This is a genomic window from Rhodococcus sp. NBC_00294, assembly GCF_036163995.1.
Classification (GTDB): domain Bacteria; phylum Actinomycetota; class Actinomycetes; order Mycobacteriales; family Mycobacteriaceae; genus Rhodococcoides.
Window position 1 is genome coordinate 1,424,385 of the sequence record NZ_CP108043.1, and the last position, 14,996, is coordinate 1,439,380.

Here is a 14,996-nt window from a genome sequence, read left to right on the forward strand (position 1 = left end):
GTGGCCGCTCGCAGCAAGGTGGTGGCAGTGGCCGTCGCCGCCGTCGTCCTGGTCGGCGCCGGGACCGCGGCGTCGTCCGCAGCCCAGCTCGTCGGGACCCCGCGCTCGGATCTGTGCGCCGAGATGACCGATTCGGTCGGTCTCTACGAGGGGAACGACGTCACGCTCCTCGGCATCCCCGTGGGCGAGGTGACCGGCATCGAGCCTCGCGGCGACCACGTCCGGGTCACGATGTCCGTCGAGGACTCGCTCACGTTGCCGGCCGACGTGGGTGCGGTGACGATGTCGGACTCCATCGTCACCGATCGCCGGCTCGAACTGACCACGCCGTATCGCGACGGCGTGCCCCTCGATCGCGACGAGTGCATCCCGCTCGAGCGCACCCGCACCCCCATCGGGATCAGCGACACCCTCGAGGCGGTGAACAAGCTCGGCGCGGAGCTTCTCGGAACGACGTCGACGACCGATCCGGACAACCCGCGGCCGCCGGACGAGGAGATTCTCGGCGACACCCTGCGCTCGCTCGACACCGCACTCGACGGCAGCGGGGAGCAACTCGGGACCGCGCTGTCCCAGGTCTCCGATCTGGTCGGCAATCCGGCGAACAAGGACACCCAGGTGCGCCGCATGGTCGACAACGTCGACACGCTGACGGCGACCCTGGTGGACCGGTGGCCGGACATCACCCTGCTGATCGAGAACCTGAAGCAGGGGCTCGGGGCCGCGGGCGACTTCTCGGAGCGGTTCGCCCAGGCGATCGACCTGACGGTCGAGTTTCTCCCCGTCCTCGAGAAGACGCTGCCGAAGTTCGCACCCACGCTCTACCGCGTGCTCGACGTCGTCGTCCCGATCGTGGCGATCATCGTCAGCAGAGTCGGCGACATCGCGAGCATCCTGTCGCGGGTGCCGAAGCAGACGGAACAGCTCGCCTCCCTCCAGGATCCGGACACGCAGGCCGCCCGGCTGACGTTCGCACCTCCGCAGTTCGCGGTGCCCGTCGCGGGTGGGTCCACCGTGAACGTCGATCTGGTCCCGCTCGTGCTCGGATCGGCAGGGTCCCGGTGAAGCGGCTCCTGGCGGCGCTGACCGTGGCGGCAGCGGCCGTGACGGCGTCGGGCTGCGGTGCCTCGATCGCCGACCTGCCCGTGCCGGGCAGTTACGTTCCGGGCCCGACCTACCGGGTCGACATCGAGTTCTCGAGTGTGCTGAATCTGCCGGCGAGGGCCAAGGTGGTCCTCGACGGTGTGGACGTCGGGCTCCTGGAGTCGGTCACCCTCACCGGCTCGACCGCCGTCGCCGCCGTGAACGTCGATCGCACCGTCGCACTGCCGGCGCTCACGCGAGCGGAACTGCGCCAGGGCACGATCCTGGGCGAGATCTACGTCGCGTTGCAGCGTCCGGAGGACGGATCCGACACCTCGGGTGCCACCCTGCAGGACGGCGACGTCATCCCGCTCGAGCGGACGACGCCGGCGGACAACGTCGAAGACGTGCTGCGCGGGCTCTCCGAGGTGGTGGCCGGCGGGCACATCGTCGACTTCCAGCGGTCCATCGATCGGTTCAACCGGGCGATCCCGCCGGATCCGGCGACGGTCGACCTCATCAACGACAAGGCCCGAGAGGCGTTGCGGGACCTGGCGACCAACACGACGGAGCTCGACCGCATCCTGGGCGGCGCCGAGGCGGTGACCCGGTCGTTCGCCGAGAAGACGGACACGCTCGACACCATCCTGACGAGTGGTCCGGAACGTGTCGCGGGACTCGCGGACGCCCTGTTGGTCGTGGTCGACGCCCTGATCGATCTGGGGTACATGTCGCGGAACATCGGTGCCGTGATCAACCCGGTGGCGGGAGATCTGCACGACGTGATCGCCACTCTGCAACCCATGATCCGCACTCTCGCCACGGCCGATCTGACGGCGCCGATGCTGGCGTCCCGCATGGACGCCCTGCTGCGCGAGAAGCTGGTGCCGTTCTTCACGTCGTCGCCGAACGTCCGCATCGCCTCCGTCTCGGGCGACACGCCCGCGGGAGAAGCACCCGTCGATCGAGCCGACGAGATGATTCAGGTTCTGCGATCGATCGGATTCGTGCGATGAGGGGTTCGATCCTGTCCGCCACGGCGCTCGCGGCGGTCGCCGTGCTGGGTGTCGGATACCTGTCGTTGAACGTCCTGGACATCGATCCGCGACGCGACCACGCCGAGATCACCGTGCCGCTCACGACGTCCGGCGGCCTGATCGACACCTCTCAGGTGACGTTGCGAGGATTCGCCATCGGCAGGGTCGAGCGGATCGACGTCGAGGGCGGTGGACTCCGTGCCGTCGTCAGAGTGGATGCCGCGCAGAAGATTCCGGTCGACACCGAGGTGCGGGTCTCGAATCTCTCCGCGGCGGGCGAACAGTTCCTCGACTTCCGTCCGCACTCGGACTCCGGGCCGTACCTGGCGGACGGGGACGTGGTGGACGCGGCGGACGTCTCGGTCGCTCCCAGCGTCAGCGACACCCTCGCGGTCGCCGAGGCACTCACGCGCGAGATCGACACCGATGCGCTGGGCGGCATCGTCGACACGGTCGACACCGCCACGCGGGGCCGGGAGTCGGACATCGACAACGTCGTCGAGGTGTTGCGGCTGCTGTCCCTCACGTTGGCCGACAAGAAGGACGAGATCCGGCGGCTGTATCGCAACCTGCAGGTGCTCGGCGAGAACGCGTACGCCGATGCGCTGGGCCCGCGGCTCGCGGACGCGGTTCCCGAACTGAACGCCTCCGGAGCAGGTCTCGACCACCTGATCGGTTCGTACCAGGACTACTCGTACGTCGGCGAGACCGTGTGGGACGGCGAACTGGCCCGGTTGGTGCCCAAGATCGACGAGTACCTCAGTCAGTTGTCGCCGGACCTCGGCTTCATCGCCACCGTGCTGCGCCCGGTCACACAGCCGATCCGCCCGCTCCGGGTCGATGCCGGCGCCCTGGTGACGATGCTCGAGCAGGTCTTCCCGCGCGGCGGACCGGCTCGGGTGGCCGTGACCCTGCCCGGCAACTGACGTACCCCTCCTGCATCAGACGGACGACGAAAAGGCCATCATGACAACAGAACTCGACACCACCTCGACCGAGGACGACGCGGCGCCGGACACGGCGGTGCCCGCGGTGTCGTCCCGGACGCGCCTCGTGGCGATCGTCGCCACCGTGGTCGCCGTGCTCGCGACCGTCGCTGCCGTGGTGGCAGGAGTGCAGTGGCAGTCCGCCCACTCGGCCCTGGCCGCGGAACGCGGAGCCGATGCCGACCGCGCCACCGCCGAGAACACGGCGCGGGCGTACACGGAGCGGTCGTTGACCTACGACCACACGGACATCGACGGCTTCTTCGGGGGCGTCGAGGAGGGCACCACCGACGCTCTGCGTGAGCGCTTCGACGGTGTGCGCGAGGTGCTCACGCAGATCATGACCGACTCGCAGGTGGTGGCGTCGGGTCGGGTGAACGCAGCGACGGTCACGGCGCAGGAGGGCGACACCTACACGGTGTCGGTCTTCGCGACCCAGACCACGCAGAACCTGCAGCAGCCCGAACCCGGTGCCGTGCCGACGCTTCTGACGGTGACCGTCGAGCACACCGGCGACGAGTGGTTGGTCTCGGACTACGGAGCCGACACCGGCACGTCCTGATCGCTGCGGCTCAGCCGCCCGGTGACGAACTGGGCTGCGCCGTGGATGCGCTGCTCCACATGCTCGACCCCGCGTTCCCGCAGGACGTCGGTGATGTCGTCGCGTCGGAACATCTCCAGTCCCACGGTGCTCGCTGCCGCGGCGGTGACCGCCCCGACCGGCTGTGGGCCGCGCCGCACCGTCGTCATGAGCGCGATGCGGCCGCCCGGTCGCAGCACCCGGATCATCTCGTCGAGGACCCGGTACGGCTCCGGCACCAGGTACAGCGCGGCGTAGCAGCACACCGCGTCCACGGCGTCGTCCTCGAACGGGATCTCTCGCGCGTCCCCGAGCAGGTAGGCGACGTGCTCGTCGTCGTCGGTGTCCGCCGACGCGCGGGCGATCATCGGCTCCGACGCGTCCAGGCCGATGACGAGAGGCCGACCGTGCGCTCCGGTGAGCATGGCCTCGGCCAGCGATCGCGAGAAGTTGCCGGGTCCGCACGCGACGTCCAGGACGACCGACACGTCGGGGGACACGAGACCGAGGTCACGCACCGCGTAGGCCCGCTGTTCCTCCACGGAGGGCCCGCCGGCGCCCATCCACAGGCGGAACAGAGGCCGCCACGCGCGTTCGTAGACGGCCGCGAGGGGGGAGAAGGTCATCAGGCGCCCGGCGACGGACGATGCGGAGGCGGGGGACGCCTCTCGCGCTGTGGAGTCCGTCACCCGGACGTCGAGCACTCCGCGCATCGGCGACGACGCGTCGACACCCGTTCGGAGCAGTTCTCGGGTCCGCCCTACCGCGGGTGTCTCGGCCATACCGACCACGCTAGCGCGACCACGCCCACGGCGGTGCGGACGTTGCTACTGTGACCGACGGGGTCCGGTCGGACCCGTTCGCGTACAGGGGAGGACGTCACGTCATGGCTTCGATCACGGTGCCCACCATCGCTGGAATCGGTCTCGCTGCAACAGGTGCCGCGCACTTCGTGGCGCCCGACGCCTTCCGCTCGATCACCGAGCCGGCGTTCCCGAAGGACACTCGTACGTGGACCTACCGCAACGGTGCGTCAGAGTTCGTGATCGGCACCGCCATCGCCGTCCCGGCCACGCGCAAGGTCGGTCTCGTCGCGCTCGCGGGGTACCTCGGCTTCCTCGGGTACCGGATGGCCACCGCTCGCTGATCCGTCGCCGGGGACGAACCGGACATGGTTTACGAGTCAACGATGCACGGGTAGACATGTGTACATGTCCACAGCAACCGCATACGCCGCCACCGCACCCGACGCACCGCTCGAGAAGACCACCATCGAGCGACGAGAGCTCGGTCCGAACGACATCCTGATCGACGTCAGGTTCGCCGGTATCTGCCACTCGGACATCCACACCGCCCGCAACGAGTGGGGCGGCACCACGTACCCCGTCGTCCCCGGCCACGAGATCGCCGGCATCGTCGCCGAGGTCGGTTCCGACGTCACCAGCCGCAAGGTCGGCGATCGCGTCGGCGTCGGCTGCTTCGTCGACTCCTGCGGCACCTGTGAGGCCTGCAAGGACGGCGACGAGCAGTACTGCACCAAGGGCGTCGTCCAGACGTACAACTCGAAGACCTACGAGGGTGAGTTCACCCACGGTGGCTACTCGACGCAGATCGTCGTCACCGAGAAGTTCGTGCTGGGCATCCCCGAGGGCGTCGAGCTCGACGTCGCCGCGCCGCTGCTGTGCGCCGGCATCACCCTCTACTCGCCGCTGAAGCACTGGGGCGCGGGCCCCGACAAGAAGGTCGCCATCATCGGCATGGGCGGACTGGGCCACGTCGGCGTCAAGATCGCCCACGCGCTCGGCGCTCACGTCACCGTGCTCAGCCAGACGCTGAGCAAGGAGGAGGACGGCAAGCGACTCGGAGCCGACGAGTACTACGCCACGAAGGACACCACCGCGCTGAAGGACCTGCGCGGCAAGTTCGACCTCATCCTCAACACCGTCTCCGCGAACCTGCCGATGGGCGACTACCTCGGCCTGCTCGCCCGCAACGGCACGCTCGTCGAGTTGGGCGTTCCCGAGAAGCCCCTCGAGGTCCCGGCCTTCAACCTGCTGGCGAACCGTCGTTCGTTCGCGGGCTCCATGGTCGGCGGCATCGCCGAGACCCAGGAGATGCTGGACTTCTGCGCCGAGCACCACATCGGCGCCGAGATCGAGGTCATCTCCGGCGACCAGATCAACGAGGCGTACGACCGCGTCGTCAAGTCGGACGTGCGCTACCGCTTCGTGATCGACACCGCCACCCTCTGATCCACAGGCGCAGCGCCACAGCTGCGAACACCACCTTCGGGCGCCGACCTCGCGGTCGGCGCCCGTCGGCGTTCACGGCCGCGGCAGGGACGCCAGACGCTGCTTCTCGTGCTCCACGTCGAAGTCCGCGGGCGGCCACTGCAGGTCCAACGACGTCAGTGCTCCCGTCAGCAGCTCCGTGACGGCGAGGCGGCTGTACCACTTGTGATCGGACGGCACCACGTACCAGGGCGCCCACTCCGTGTCGGTGCGATCCAGGACCGCCTGGTACGCCTCCTGGTAGGCGACCCACTTCTCGCGCGCCTCGATGTCGCTCGGGTCGTACTTCCAGTACTTGTCCGGCCGGCGCAGTCGACGAGCGAGACGCTTGCCCTGCTGCTCCCACGACAGCGCCATGGCCACCTTGACGATGGTGGTGCCGCTCTCGACCACGCGGCGCTCGAAGTCGTTGATCTCGTCGTAGCGCGTGCGCCACACGCTGGGAGGAGCGAGTTCGTTCACACGGACGATGAGGACGTCCTCGTAGTGGGACCGATCGAAGACCCCGATCTGGCCCGGTCGCGGCAGCTTCTTCTCCACGCGCCACAGGAACGGGTGCGCCCGCTCCTCCTCCGTCGGGGTGCCGAAGGTCGCGTGATCGACACCCTGGGGCTCGACCATGCCGAGCACGTGCCGGACCATGCCGCCCTTGCCCGAGGTGTCCATCCCCTGCAGCACGAGCAGGACCGACCGGTGGTCGCCGCTCTTGCCGCAGGCGTACAGACGCTCCTGAAGTTCCGACAGGATCTTGCCGCGCGCCGACATCAACTCCTTGCCGGCGTCCTTGTCGCGATCGAAACCGGGCGTCGACGCGGCGTCCACCGTCGACCACGACGTGCCCGACGCGGCCAGGGCCGCGGGCAGATTCGTGGTGAAGCCGGGCGACGGTGAGCTGCTCATCCCGCGAGCGTAGGCGTACGCCCCGCTTCTCTAGTGCAGTTCCTCGCGGAGTTGGGCGAGTGTCCGGGCGAGGAGACGCGAGACGTGCATCTGCGAGATCCCCATCTTCTCGGCGATCTGCGTCTGCGTCATGTTGCCGAAGAAGCGCAGCAGCAGCACGTTGCGCTCACGCTCGGGGAGCTTCTCGAGCAGGGGACGGAGAGCCTCGTGGTTCTCGACGTTCTCCATCTCCTTGTCGTAGTCGCCGAGGGTGTCCGCCAACGACAGGCCCTCGGAATCGCTTCCGCTGGAAGCACTGTCGACCGAGAGTGTCTGGTAGGCGTTGCCGGCGGTGAGCCCCATCGCGACCTCGTCGCGGTCCAGGTCGAGATACTCGGCCAACTCGGAGACGGTCGGTGACCGCCCCTGCGTCTGCGACAGATCCGCGATGGCACGGGAGAGCTGCAGGTGCAGTTCCTTCATGCGCCGAGGGACGCGGACGGCCCATCCCGCGTCACGGAAGTGCCGGCGTACCTCGCCCATGATCGTGGGTACCGCGAAGGACACGAAATCGGATCCGCGTTCGACGTCGAAGCGATCGACCGCGTTGACCAGCCCGACGCGGGCGACCTGCACCAGATCGTCGTGCGCCTCACCGCGGCCGTCGAATCGGCGGGCGATGTGTTCGGCGAGTGGCAGGCACCGCGTCACCAGCTCGTCGCGCAGCTTGCCTCGCAGGGGATCGCCCTCGGGCAGCGTGCGGATGCGGGTGAAGCGCTCGGCGACGTCGGCGTACTCGTCCGCCGAGCGCCGTGACTTCGGCTTGCGTTCGCTTGTCGTCACTCGTCCCAGCCGTGCTTGCTCTTGGTGAACTCGATGGTGGTCGAGACGACACCGCGCTCGTCCTCGGACTGCGACGTCGACACGGAGTCGGTCAGGGCGTTGAGAACGTGCCAGCCGAAACCGCTGGCGTCCAGATCGGCGCCGGCCTCGGTCGTCGTCGTCACCGACACGTGGAGAGCGTCGTCCGCGGTGAGGAAACGGCACACCATGCGGGCACCCGGGGTGGCACGCACGATGAGGCGGCTGCAGGACTCGTCGATGGCGAGCCGGATGTCGGCGATGCTGTCCAGATCGAAGTCGTCCTGGGCGGCGAGTGTCGCGGCCACGGCGCGAGTGACCGACAGCTGGCTCGCGTCGGCGTGGACACCGAGCTCGATGGTGGCGTCGGCCCCCTCCGTGTTCGGCTCCGTCGTGATGGCCCGTGTCATGAGGTCTCCCACTTCTTCGTGTCGCGTGTCGGTTCAGACGAACCTCGTACGTGTTCGACCGGTCGAGATTACCCGGGGGCCGTCGTCGCAAAACGTGCACCGTACCGGCGGCGTCTCCCGCGGCGTCGCTCGATGTTCACCAGGATCCTCACCGAAGTGGTTGGCAGACCGCTCCGGGTAGCGTAGGTTCAGAGACAGGTTGAGTCAGCAGCCGACGTACGAAGCACCGTCGATGGTCGCTCGGACTCCTTTCCACCAACCGCCACTCATTCTGCAGTCGCGGACGGGTTCTTTCACCTGCAGCACCATTGCTCTGCTTCTCCAGCTAGATCGGCATTTGGAGAATCATGACTGTTTCGACTTCACACGCATCCACCACCACCACTCTCGGCGACGACGTCGTCATGCTCGGCGGACTCATCTCCGTCGTGCGTACCGACTCGGAGACCACGTACCGCGTCACCGGCAGTGTGGACCTGTCCAACTCGTCCACCTTCTCGGACGTCGTGAGCAACGACGTCGAGGCGGGACGAAGCATCGTGCTCGATTTGTCCGGAGTCGACTTCTTCGGCACCGCAGCACTTTCCGTCGTGGCGGGTCTCGACGACCGCAGCGCGGCGAACGGTTCCCACCTGACCCTCGTGGTCGGCGACGCGGTCACCCGCGTCATGGGTGCCGCTCGGTGGGAGCCCACCGCACGCGTGGTCCGCTGACCACGCTGCACCGAAACTCGGCGTGATCCGGTTCGTCCGGGTCGTCGCTCCCCCCTGCCCCTGTCGCCGGTTCCCGGTGGCAGGGGCAGTGTCATGTCCGGGGCCGTAGGCTCTGACGGCATGGAACCTGTTGCCGCACTGCGAGAGGTGGCGTTCTGGCTTGAGCGGTCGCGGGCCGAGACGCGCCGGGTCAAGGCCTACCGCACCGCCGCCGACGTCCTGGCCGCACTGGACGCCGACAGGGTGGCCGAGCTCGCTCGCACCGACGGCTGGACCACCCTGCGCGGCATCGGTCCGAAGACCTCCGCGGTCGCCGCGGCGGCCGCGGCCGGCGAGGTTCCCGAGTACCTCCTGCAACTGCGCGCCGAGGCACAGCCCATCGGTGTCGGCGGCGAGGAACTGCGAACAGCTCTGCGCGGGGATCTGCACACGCACTCCGACTGGTCGGACGGGGGAAGTCCGATCGAGGAGATGGCGGAGACCGCGCGCAGGATCGGGCACGAGTACTGGGTGCTCACCGACCATTCACCGCGTCTGACCGTCGCCCACGGGCTCTCCGCCGACCGACTTCGCGCCCAGCTCGAGGTCATCGACGAGGTGCAGCGACGGTTCGAGACCGACGGCGGGCGGCCGATGCGGGTGCTGACCGGCATCGAGGTCGACATCCTCGACGACGGGTCGCTGGACCAGGAGCCGGAGCTGCTCGACGACCTCGACATCGTCGTCGCGAGCGTCCACTCCCACCTGCGCGCGGACAGCGCCACGATGACGGCGCGCATGATCGCCGCGGTGACGAACCCGCAGGTCGACGTTCTCGGCCACTGCACCGGCCGTCTCGTCGAGGGCGGACGCGGCACCCGCCCCGAGTCGACGTTCGACGCCCGTGCCGTGTTCGAGGCGTGCCGTGACCACGGGACCGCGGTGGAGATCAACGCGCGTCCCGAGCGCCGGGACCCGCCGGAGCGGTTGATGGAGCTCGCTCTGGAGATCGGCTGCCTGTTCAGCATCGACACCGACGCGCACGCCCCCGGCCAACTGGACTGGCTCGGCCACGGTTGTGCACGTGCCACCGCGGTGGGCGTTCCGCCGGACCGTATCGTCACCACCTGGCCGGTCGACCGGTTGCTGGACTGGGCGTCGTCGGACGGAGCGTGACGCGGGCAGGTACCGGTCCCCGAGAGGAAAAGCGGGCAAAGAACGGGCAGAGTGCGTCGAAGGTGGAACAATCGCGAGGTGTTGCTGGGGGCGGAAACGGGTCTGGGGGCGGAGACGTGGTGACGGGAAGCCTGAACTCGGGTGGCCTGAACTCTGGTGGTTCGGACTCGGGCGACGCCGGCGACAGGCGCACCGTTCTGGCAGCGCTGACGGCGATCTCCGAGTCGTCCCAGGACGGCGTCGTGGTCTTCGATCGCAACACCTCCGTGCGGTACGCCAATGCCGCCGCCCGCACCATCCTCGAGTTCCCGGCCCACGAGAACCCGTCCGCGCGAGACCTCGTCGCGGACACGGCCGCCTCGACACTCGACCTCATTCTCGCCGAGCTGAACGCCACGGGAGCCTGGACCGGTCGGATCGCGGTGGGAACTCCGGCCCGACCGATCCTGGTGTCCGCCTGGGTACTCGGGCCCACCGACGGCCACGAGGTCGTGGTCGCGACACTCGTGGACGGCTCCGAGCGGCAGGAGCGCGAGGAGGAGCTCGTCGACGCCCTCACCGCCGTCCGCCGCCGAGCGCGCGAGCAGCGCATCGTCGCCGGGCTCAACCGTGCGGCGCTCACCGGATCCTTCGACGACCTCGTGGCCACCGCTCTGCAGTCCATCGTGGACCTTGTCGGTGCCACGCACGCCGTGGTGTTCCGCCGACGCGGTGCGGACCGCCTGGCCGTCCACGCGGCCACCTTCGAGCCGCCGGACGAGGAGACCCTGCCCTCGGGCACCGCGACGCTGGCCGGCTACGCGCTCGAGCGCGAGGAGGTGATCGTGTGCGCGGACACCCGCGACGAGACCCGCTTCGACGTCACCCTGCTGGAGGACCACGACCTCCGCAGCGGTATCGCGGCTCCCGTCCGCGGGGGCGATGGCACGTGGGGTGTCCTCGTCGTCTATCGCACCGAGCCGCACACGCCGTCGGCCGACACGCTGTCCTTCGTCGTCACGGTGGCCGCGGTGCTGGCGTCCGCCGTGCGCCGGTCCGACCTCGAACGCGAGCTGCGATACCGCAGCCTGCACGACCCGCTGACGCAGTTGGCGAATCGCACGCTCGCGTACCAACGCATCGATTCCGCGCTCGGAGTCTCGCGCGAGGACGGCACGCTCACCGCGGTGATCCTGGTGGACCTCCACGACTTCCGCACCATCAACGACAGCTTCGGCCACGGGGCGGGGGACGCGGTGCTCACGGCGGTGGCGCCGATGCTCACCCGCACCGTCAGGCCCTCCGACACCGTCGCCCGCTTCGGCGGCGACGAGTTCCTGCTCGTGTGCCCGGGCCTGCGCAGCACCTTCGACGCCATCGGCGTCGCCCAGGGTGTGCTGGCTATGTTCCGCCGTCCGCTCACCATCGGGAACCGGACGACGACCGTCACCGCCTGCATGGGCATCTCGGTCGGGTACGGCGAGCACACCGCCGCGGAGATGGTCCGCCAGGCGGACGTCGCCATGGGCGGCGCGAAGAAGGAGGGGCCGGGGAGCTACGAGCTGTACGACAAGGTGCAGGGCGGAGAAGCGTTGCGGCGCTTGACCATCGCCTCGGAGCTCCGGTCTGCGATCGAGAACGACGACCTCGACGTGGCGTACCAACCCGTGTTCGACATCCGATCCGGACGCATGACCGGGGTCGAGGCGCTCGCGCGGTGGACCACGTCGAGTCTCGGCGTCGTCGGGCCCGACGAGTTCGTTCCCGCCGCCGAACGCGCGGGCCTGATCGGGCCGCTCGGCAGCTGGGTGCTGCGCCGGGCGTGCACCGAGGCCGCGCGCTGGCAGACTGGTGATCCGGTGGAACTTCGCGTCAACGTCAGTCCGCTGCAGCTTCGTCAGCGCACGTTCGCGTCGTCCCTCGCCGACACGCTCGAGCGGACCGGTCTCGCCCCGGATCTGCTGGGCATCGAGATCACCGAGACCCTGTGGCTCGAGGACACGTCCGCCGTGAAGAACAACCTCGACGAGCTGCACCGGATGGGCATCAAGATCCTGCTGGACGACTTCGGTGTCGGCCACAGCTCGCTGGACTACCTGACGCGCTTCCCGATTCTCGACGCCATCAAGATCGATCGATCGTTCGTCGCCGACCTGCCGACCGAGCAGTCGGAGGCGGTCATCCGCGCCGTCGTGTCGGTGGCCGACGCGTTCGGTCTCGACGTGGTGGGCGAGGGTGTGGAGACCACGGCCCAACTCGACAGCCTCGTCCGGTGCGGATGCGGCTACGCCCAGGGCTACCTGATGGCGCGACCACTACCGCCGGGCGACGTGACCGCCCTGGTGGCGTCCGGGGGTCGGATGAATGTCGATGCCGGACCTGCTCGGTGACCGACGCTTCGACACGTACATGTTCTCGTCCGCGAGCGACCACGACGCGGTGATGCTGCCGGCCTCGGTGACCGTGCTCCAGCCGACCGACATCGGCACGTCCGCCGCGTGGGCGGAGGACTCCAGGGCCGTGAGCATGCCGTCGACGTCGGTGGCGTCGCGGTCGAACACCAGGACTCCGAACTCGTCGCCGCCGAGACGGGCCACGACGTCCGACTCGTGAGCCCACGCCCGCAGCAGTTCGGCGGCGCGTCGGATCACCCGATCTCCCGCGGCATGGCCGTGCCGGTCGTTCACCTGCTTCATCCCGTCGAGGTCGACGACCACCACGGCGCCGGGGTCGGCGAAGCGAGTCCAGCGCGCGTCCTCGGGCTCGAGCACCCGGTTCCATCCCCGCCTGTTGAAGAGTCCGGTGAGAGGGTCGGTCTCCGCCTCGCGCCGAGCCAGTTCGGCGGACCGCTCCGCGACCGCGCGGGCGTGGTCGGTCTCGAACACCGTGGTGAGCAGCCCGGACAGAAGATCGAGCAGCGCGGTCATGCCGGCGGGCAGCGGCCCGCTGATCGGCCGCGAGCCGAAACCGCACATCGTGCCGAACAGCGAGCCGTCCGCCCGCCGGATGGGCACACCGATGTACGACCGGACCGGGTCGTGCCCGGGAACGCCGATGCGCGGAATGCCCGCGTCGTCGAGGTCCTCCACGACGGACGGGACCTCGCCCTCGGTCATCGAATGGCACAGCGACTCGTTCCACCCCACGACGAGGCCGGTGTCGATCCCCAGGCCGTTGGTGTTGGTGCGCAGGAAGATCTGCTTGTCGTCGACGACGCGCGAGACGGCCCAGGCCGTCGCGGGAAGGATGCTGTCGAGATACGCGACGACGGCCGCGCCCGCGGCGTCGAAGGTGGAGAGCGCGGAGGGCGGCGGTGCGATCGAGGGGGGACGAGGTGGAACGGTCACGGTCTGTCCTGAGGGCGGAAGGTCGACCGCGGCACCCCCGGAACCGCGTGGCCGGTGAGTCCGGACCGAGTGTCGTCTGTCGGCACCGATTCTAGCCCCCGGCGGGCGAGCACCTACCCTCGAATCATGGCACCGACGTACGCAACAGCCGACCGAGTCGATCTCGATGCCCTGCATCGCTTCGTCGCCGAGCGGCATCACGCCACCCTGGTCACCACGAAGCAGTCCGGTGGACTGCAGATCTCACCCGTGACCTGCGGGCTCGACGCGCAGGGGCGCATCGTCGTCTCGACGTACCCGCAGCGCGCGAAGACCGTGAACATCCGTCGGTCCTCGGCCGTCACGCTCTGCATCCACTCCGACGACTGGAACGGCCCCTACGTGCAGATCGACGGCACCGCGGAGGTCATCGACCTGCCCGACTCCGTCGAGCCGCTCGTGGACTACTACCGGGCGATCGCGGGCGAGCACCCCGACTGGGACGAGTACCGGCAGGCGATGGTGTCGCAGGGCAAGTCGATCATCCGGATCGCCATCGACACGTGGGGACCGATCGCGACCGGCGGATTCCCGCCGCCCGCGCAGGATCAGCCGGCCGACGAGTCGAACGGCTGACCCCGGCTCACTCGGCCGCGTCGAGAGCGGTGACGGCCTGGACCACGGCCTCGCAGAACGCGGGGATGTCGTCCGGGTTGCGGCTGGAGATCAGGTTGCCGTCCACGACGACCTCCTCGTCCACCACCGTGCCGCCGGCGTTCCTGATGTCGGTACGCACGCTCGGGTACGAGGTCAGCGTGCGACCGCGTACGACATCGGCCTCGACGAGCGTCCACGGGCCGTGGCAGATCACCCCCACCGGCTTGCCGGAGTTCACGAAGTCGCGGACGAACGACACCGCGTCGGTGTCGAGGCGCAGCGTGTCGGGGTTGGTCGTTCCACCCGGCAGGACCAGCGCGTCGAAGTCGTCGACGGAGGCCTCGGCGACCAACTGGTCGACGGCGAAGGTGTCGGCAGGTTCGGTGTCGTTCTCGAAGGCCTGGATCTCACCGTGGGTCAGCGAGAGCAGCACCGTGGTCGCTCCGGCCTGATCGAGTGCCTCGCGGGGAGCGGTGAGCTCGATCTGCTCGACACCGTCCGTCGCGAGGAACGCCACGGTGCGGCGGGCCGACCCGGAGTCGGTGTTCGGGGTGTCAGTCATCGTGAACCTCTCTCGTTCTCGCCGTGTCGCGGGACGCGATGCGGCTGTCCCGATCTACCCGGCACCCGGTGGTGGGAAACGGCACACCCTCGGCGGGTTGGATCGGCCCGGGCGCGGGTATCTGCCCTTCGACCGGATGGTGAGCACGTCCGATCGAGGCACCGCTGCGTTCACCGAGAGGTGACGCGGGAGAGGGGAACACCAGTGAGCACACCGACAGTGGACGCGGCCGGAGCGGTCGTGCCCGACACCGCCGGCGATGCCGCCGAGGCACCCGTGATGACCTGCCTCTTCGAGCACACCACGGCGGGAATCGTCCTGATGGTCGCTCTGTGCGCCGGGATGGCGGCCTTCGTGGCGGCCGCGGTGAACTCCTTCGCCCTGGGAGCCCTGGTCGGTGTCCTCATGATCGGTATGGCCGGTATGGCCGTGGTGTTGGTTCCGGTCGAGCGCCGGTAACCTCGGAACGGCCCACGC

Annotated in this window: 17 protein-coding genes; 11 read left to right on the forward strand and 6 right to left on the reverse strand. The window is 69.1% G+C overall.

The features are described 5' to 3' along the window. From OHB23_RS06770 to OHB23_RS06785, 4 genes are read left to right on the forward strand one after another with little or no spacing between them, the layout of a single operon-like run. Positions 1–1,065, forward strand: a complete 1,065-nt coding sequence (locus OHB23_RS06770; RefSeq protein ID WP_056441526.1) for an MCE family protein — start codon at positions 1–3, stop codon at positions 1,063–1,065. Further along, the gene (locus OHB23_RS06775; RefSeq protein ID WP_328811166.1) at positions 1,062–2,099 is read left to right on the forward strand and encodes an MlaD family protein; all 1,038 of its coding nucleotides are present in this window, start codon (positions 1,062–1,064) and stop codon (positions 2,097–2,099) included. The genes OHB23_RS06770 and OHB23_RS06775 overlap by 4 nt, the downstream gene beginning before the upstream one ends. Continuing rightward, positions 2,096–3,046 carry an MlaD family protein gene (locus tag OHB23_RS06780; protein WP_037186130.1) on the forward strand — a complete coding sequence of 317 codons (951 nt, stop codon included), beginning with the start codon at positions 2,096–2,098 and terminating at the stop codon, positions 3,044–3,046. The genes OHB23_RS06775 and OHB23_RS06780 overlap by 4 nt, the downstream gene beginning before the upstream one ends. 40 nt (positions 3,047–3,086) lie before the next feature. Then, positions 3,087–3,668 carry a hypothetical protein gene (locus tag OHB23_RS06785; protein WP_051613463.1) on the forward strand — a complete coding sequence of 194 codons (582 nt, stop codon included), beginning with the start codon at positions 3,087–3,089 and terminating at the stop codon, positions 3,666–3,668. Here the strand turns inward: OHB23_RS06785 and OHB23_RS06790 are convergent. Continuing rightward, positions 3,641–4,468 (reverse strand): class I SAM-dependent methyltransferase, encoded by an 828-nt coding sequence (locus OHB23_RS06790; protein ID WP_328811167.1) that lies wholly within the window; start codon positions 4,466–4,468, stop codon positions 3,641–3,643. The genes OHB23_RS06785 and OHB23_RS06790 overlap by 28 nt on opposite strands. Before the next feature lie 104 nt (positions 4,469–4,572). Here OHB23_RS06790 and OHB23_RS06795 point away from each other — a divergent pair, with 104 nt between their 5' ends. Together OHB23_RS06795 and OHB23_RS06800 are read left to right on the forward strand one after the other, a co-directional pair. Then, positions 4,573–4,833, forward strand: a complete 261-nt coding sequence (locus tag OHB23_RS06795; protein WP_328811168.1) for a hypothetical protein — start codon at positions 4,573–4,575, stop codon at positions 4,831–4,833. Positions 4,834–4,897: 64 nt separating this feature from the next. Further along, a complete protein-coding gene (locus OHB23_RS06800; protein ID WP_328811169.1) occupies positions 4,898–5,938 on the forward strand; it encodes an NAD(P)-dependent alcohol dehydrogenase in 1,041 nt (346 codons plus the stop codon). Between the two features lie 72 nt (positions 5,939–6,010). On the opposite strand, the gene OHB23_RS06805 is transcribed toward OHB23_RS06800, so the two are convergent. The 3 genes from OHB23_RS06805 to OHB23_RS06815 are packed head-to-tail and all read right to left on the reverse strand — an operon-like array spanning position 6,011 to position 8,127. Then, complete coding sequence (locus tag OHB23_RS06805; protein WP_204869114.1) at positions 6,011–6,877, reverse strand: PPK2 family polyphosphate kinase; 867 nt, start codon at positions 6,875–6,877, stop codon at positions 6,011–6,013. A gap of 30 nt (positions 6,878–6,907) precedes the next feature. Next, on the reverse strand, positions 6,908–7,699 hold the full coding sequence (locus OHB23_RS06810; protein ID WP_027506315.1) for a SigB/SigF/SigG family RNA polymerase sigma factor: 792 nt from the start codon (positions 7,697–7,699) through the stop codon (positions 6,908–6,910). After that, a complete protein-coding gene (locus OHB23_RS06815; protein ID WP_027506316.1) occupies positions 7,696–8,127 on the reverse strand; it encodes an ATP-binding protein in 432 nt (143 codons plus the stop codon). Before OHB23_RS06815 ends, OHB23_RS06810 begins: the two co-directional genes overlap by 4 nt. A gap of 347 nt (positions 8,128–8,474) precedes the next feature. Between OHB23_RS06815 and OHB23_RS06820 the strand changes: the two genes are divergently transcribed. The 3 genes from OHB23_RS06820 (at position 8,475) to OHB23_RS06830 (ending at position 12,364) form a co-directional block, all read left to right on the forward strand. Then, positions 8,475–8,840, forward strand: coding sequence for an STAS domain-containing protein (locus OHB23_RS06820; RefSeq protein ID WP_037186133.1), 366 nt, complete (start codon positions 8,475–8,477; stop codon positions 8,838–8,840). 120 nt (positions 8,841–8,960) lie between these two features. Next, entirely contained in the window at positions 8,961–9,995 is a 1,035-nt protein-coding gene (locus OHB23_RS06825) for a PHP domain-containing protein (RefSeq protein WP_328811170.1), read from the forward strand. Positions 9,996–10,114: 119 nt separating this feature from the next. Further along, positions 10,115–12,364 carry an EAL domain-containing protein gene (locus OHB23_RS06830; protein WP_328811171.1) on the forward strand — a complete coding sequence of 750 codons (2,250 nt, stop codon included), beginning with the start codon at positions 10,115–10,117 and terminating at the stop codon, positions 12,362–12,364. Here OHB23_RS06830 and OHB23_RS06835 read toward each other — a convergent pair. Then, the gene (locus OHB23_RS06835; RefSeq protein WP_328811172.1) at positions 12,290–13,321 is read right to left on the reverse strand and encodes a sensor domain-containing diguanylate cyclase; all 1,032 of its coding nucleotides are present in this window, start codon (positions 13,319–13,321) and stop codon (positions 12,290–12,292) included. The two genes, OHB23_RS06830 and OHB23_RS06835, sit on opposite strands and share 75 nt — an antisense overlap. Before the next feature lie 126 nt (positions 13,322–13,447). Here OHB23_RS06835 and OHB23_RS06840 point away from each other — a divergent pair, with 126 nt between their 5' ends. Continuing rightward, positions 13,448–13,936 carry a PPOX class F420-dependent oxidoreductase gene (locus OHB23_RS06840; RefSeq protein WP_328811173.1) on the forward strand — a complete coding sequence of 163 codons (489 nt, stop codon included), beginning with the start codon at positions 13,448–13,450 and terminating at the stop codon, positions 13,934–13,936. A gap of 7 nt (positions 13,937–13,943) precedes the next feature. On the opposite strand, the gene OHB23_RS06845 is transcribed toward OHB23_RS06840, so the two are convergent. Beyond that, a complete protein-coding gene (locus OHB23_RS06845; protein ID WP_155957057.1) occupies positions 13,944–14,519 on the reverse strand; it encodes a type 1 glutamine amidotransferase domain-containing protein in 576 nt (191 codons plus the stop codon). 204 nt (positions 14,520–14,723) lie between these two features. On the opposite strand from OHB23_RS06845, the gene OHB23_RS06850 reads away from it, so the two are divergent. Continuing rightward, positions 14,724–14,978, forward strand: a complete 255-nt coding sequence (locus OHB23_RS06850) for a hypothetical protein (RefSeq protein WP_155957058.1) — start codon at positions 14,724–14,726, stop codon at positions 14,976–14,978. Positions 14,979–14,996 lie beyond the last annotated feature (18 nt).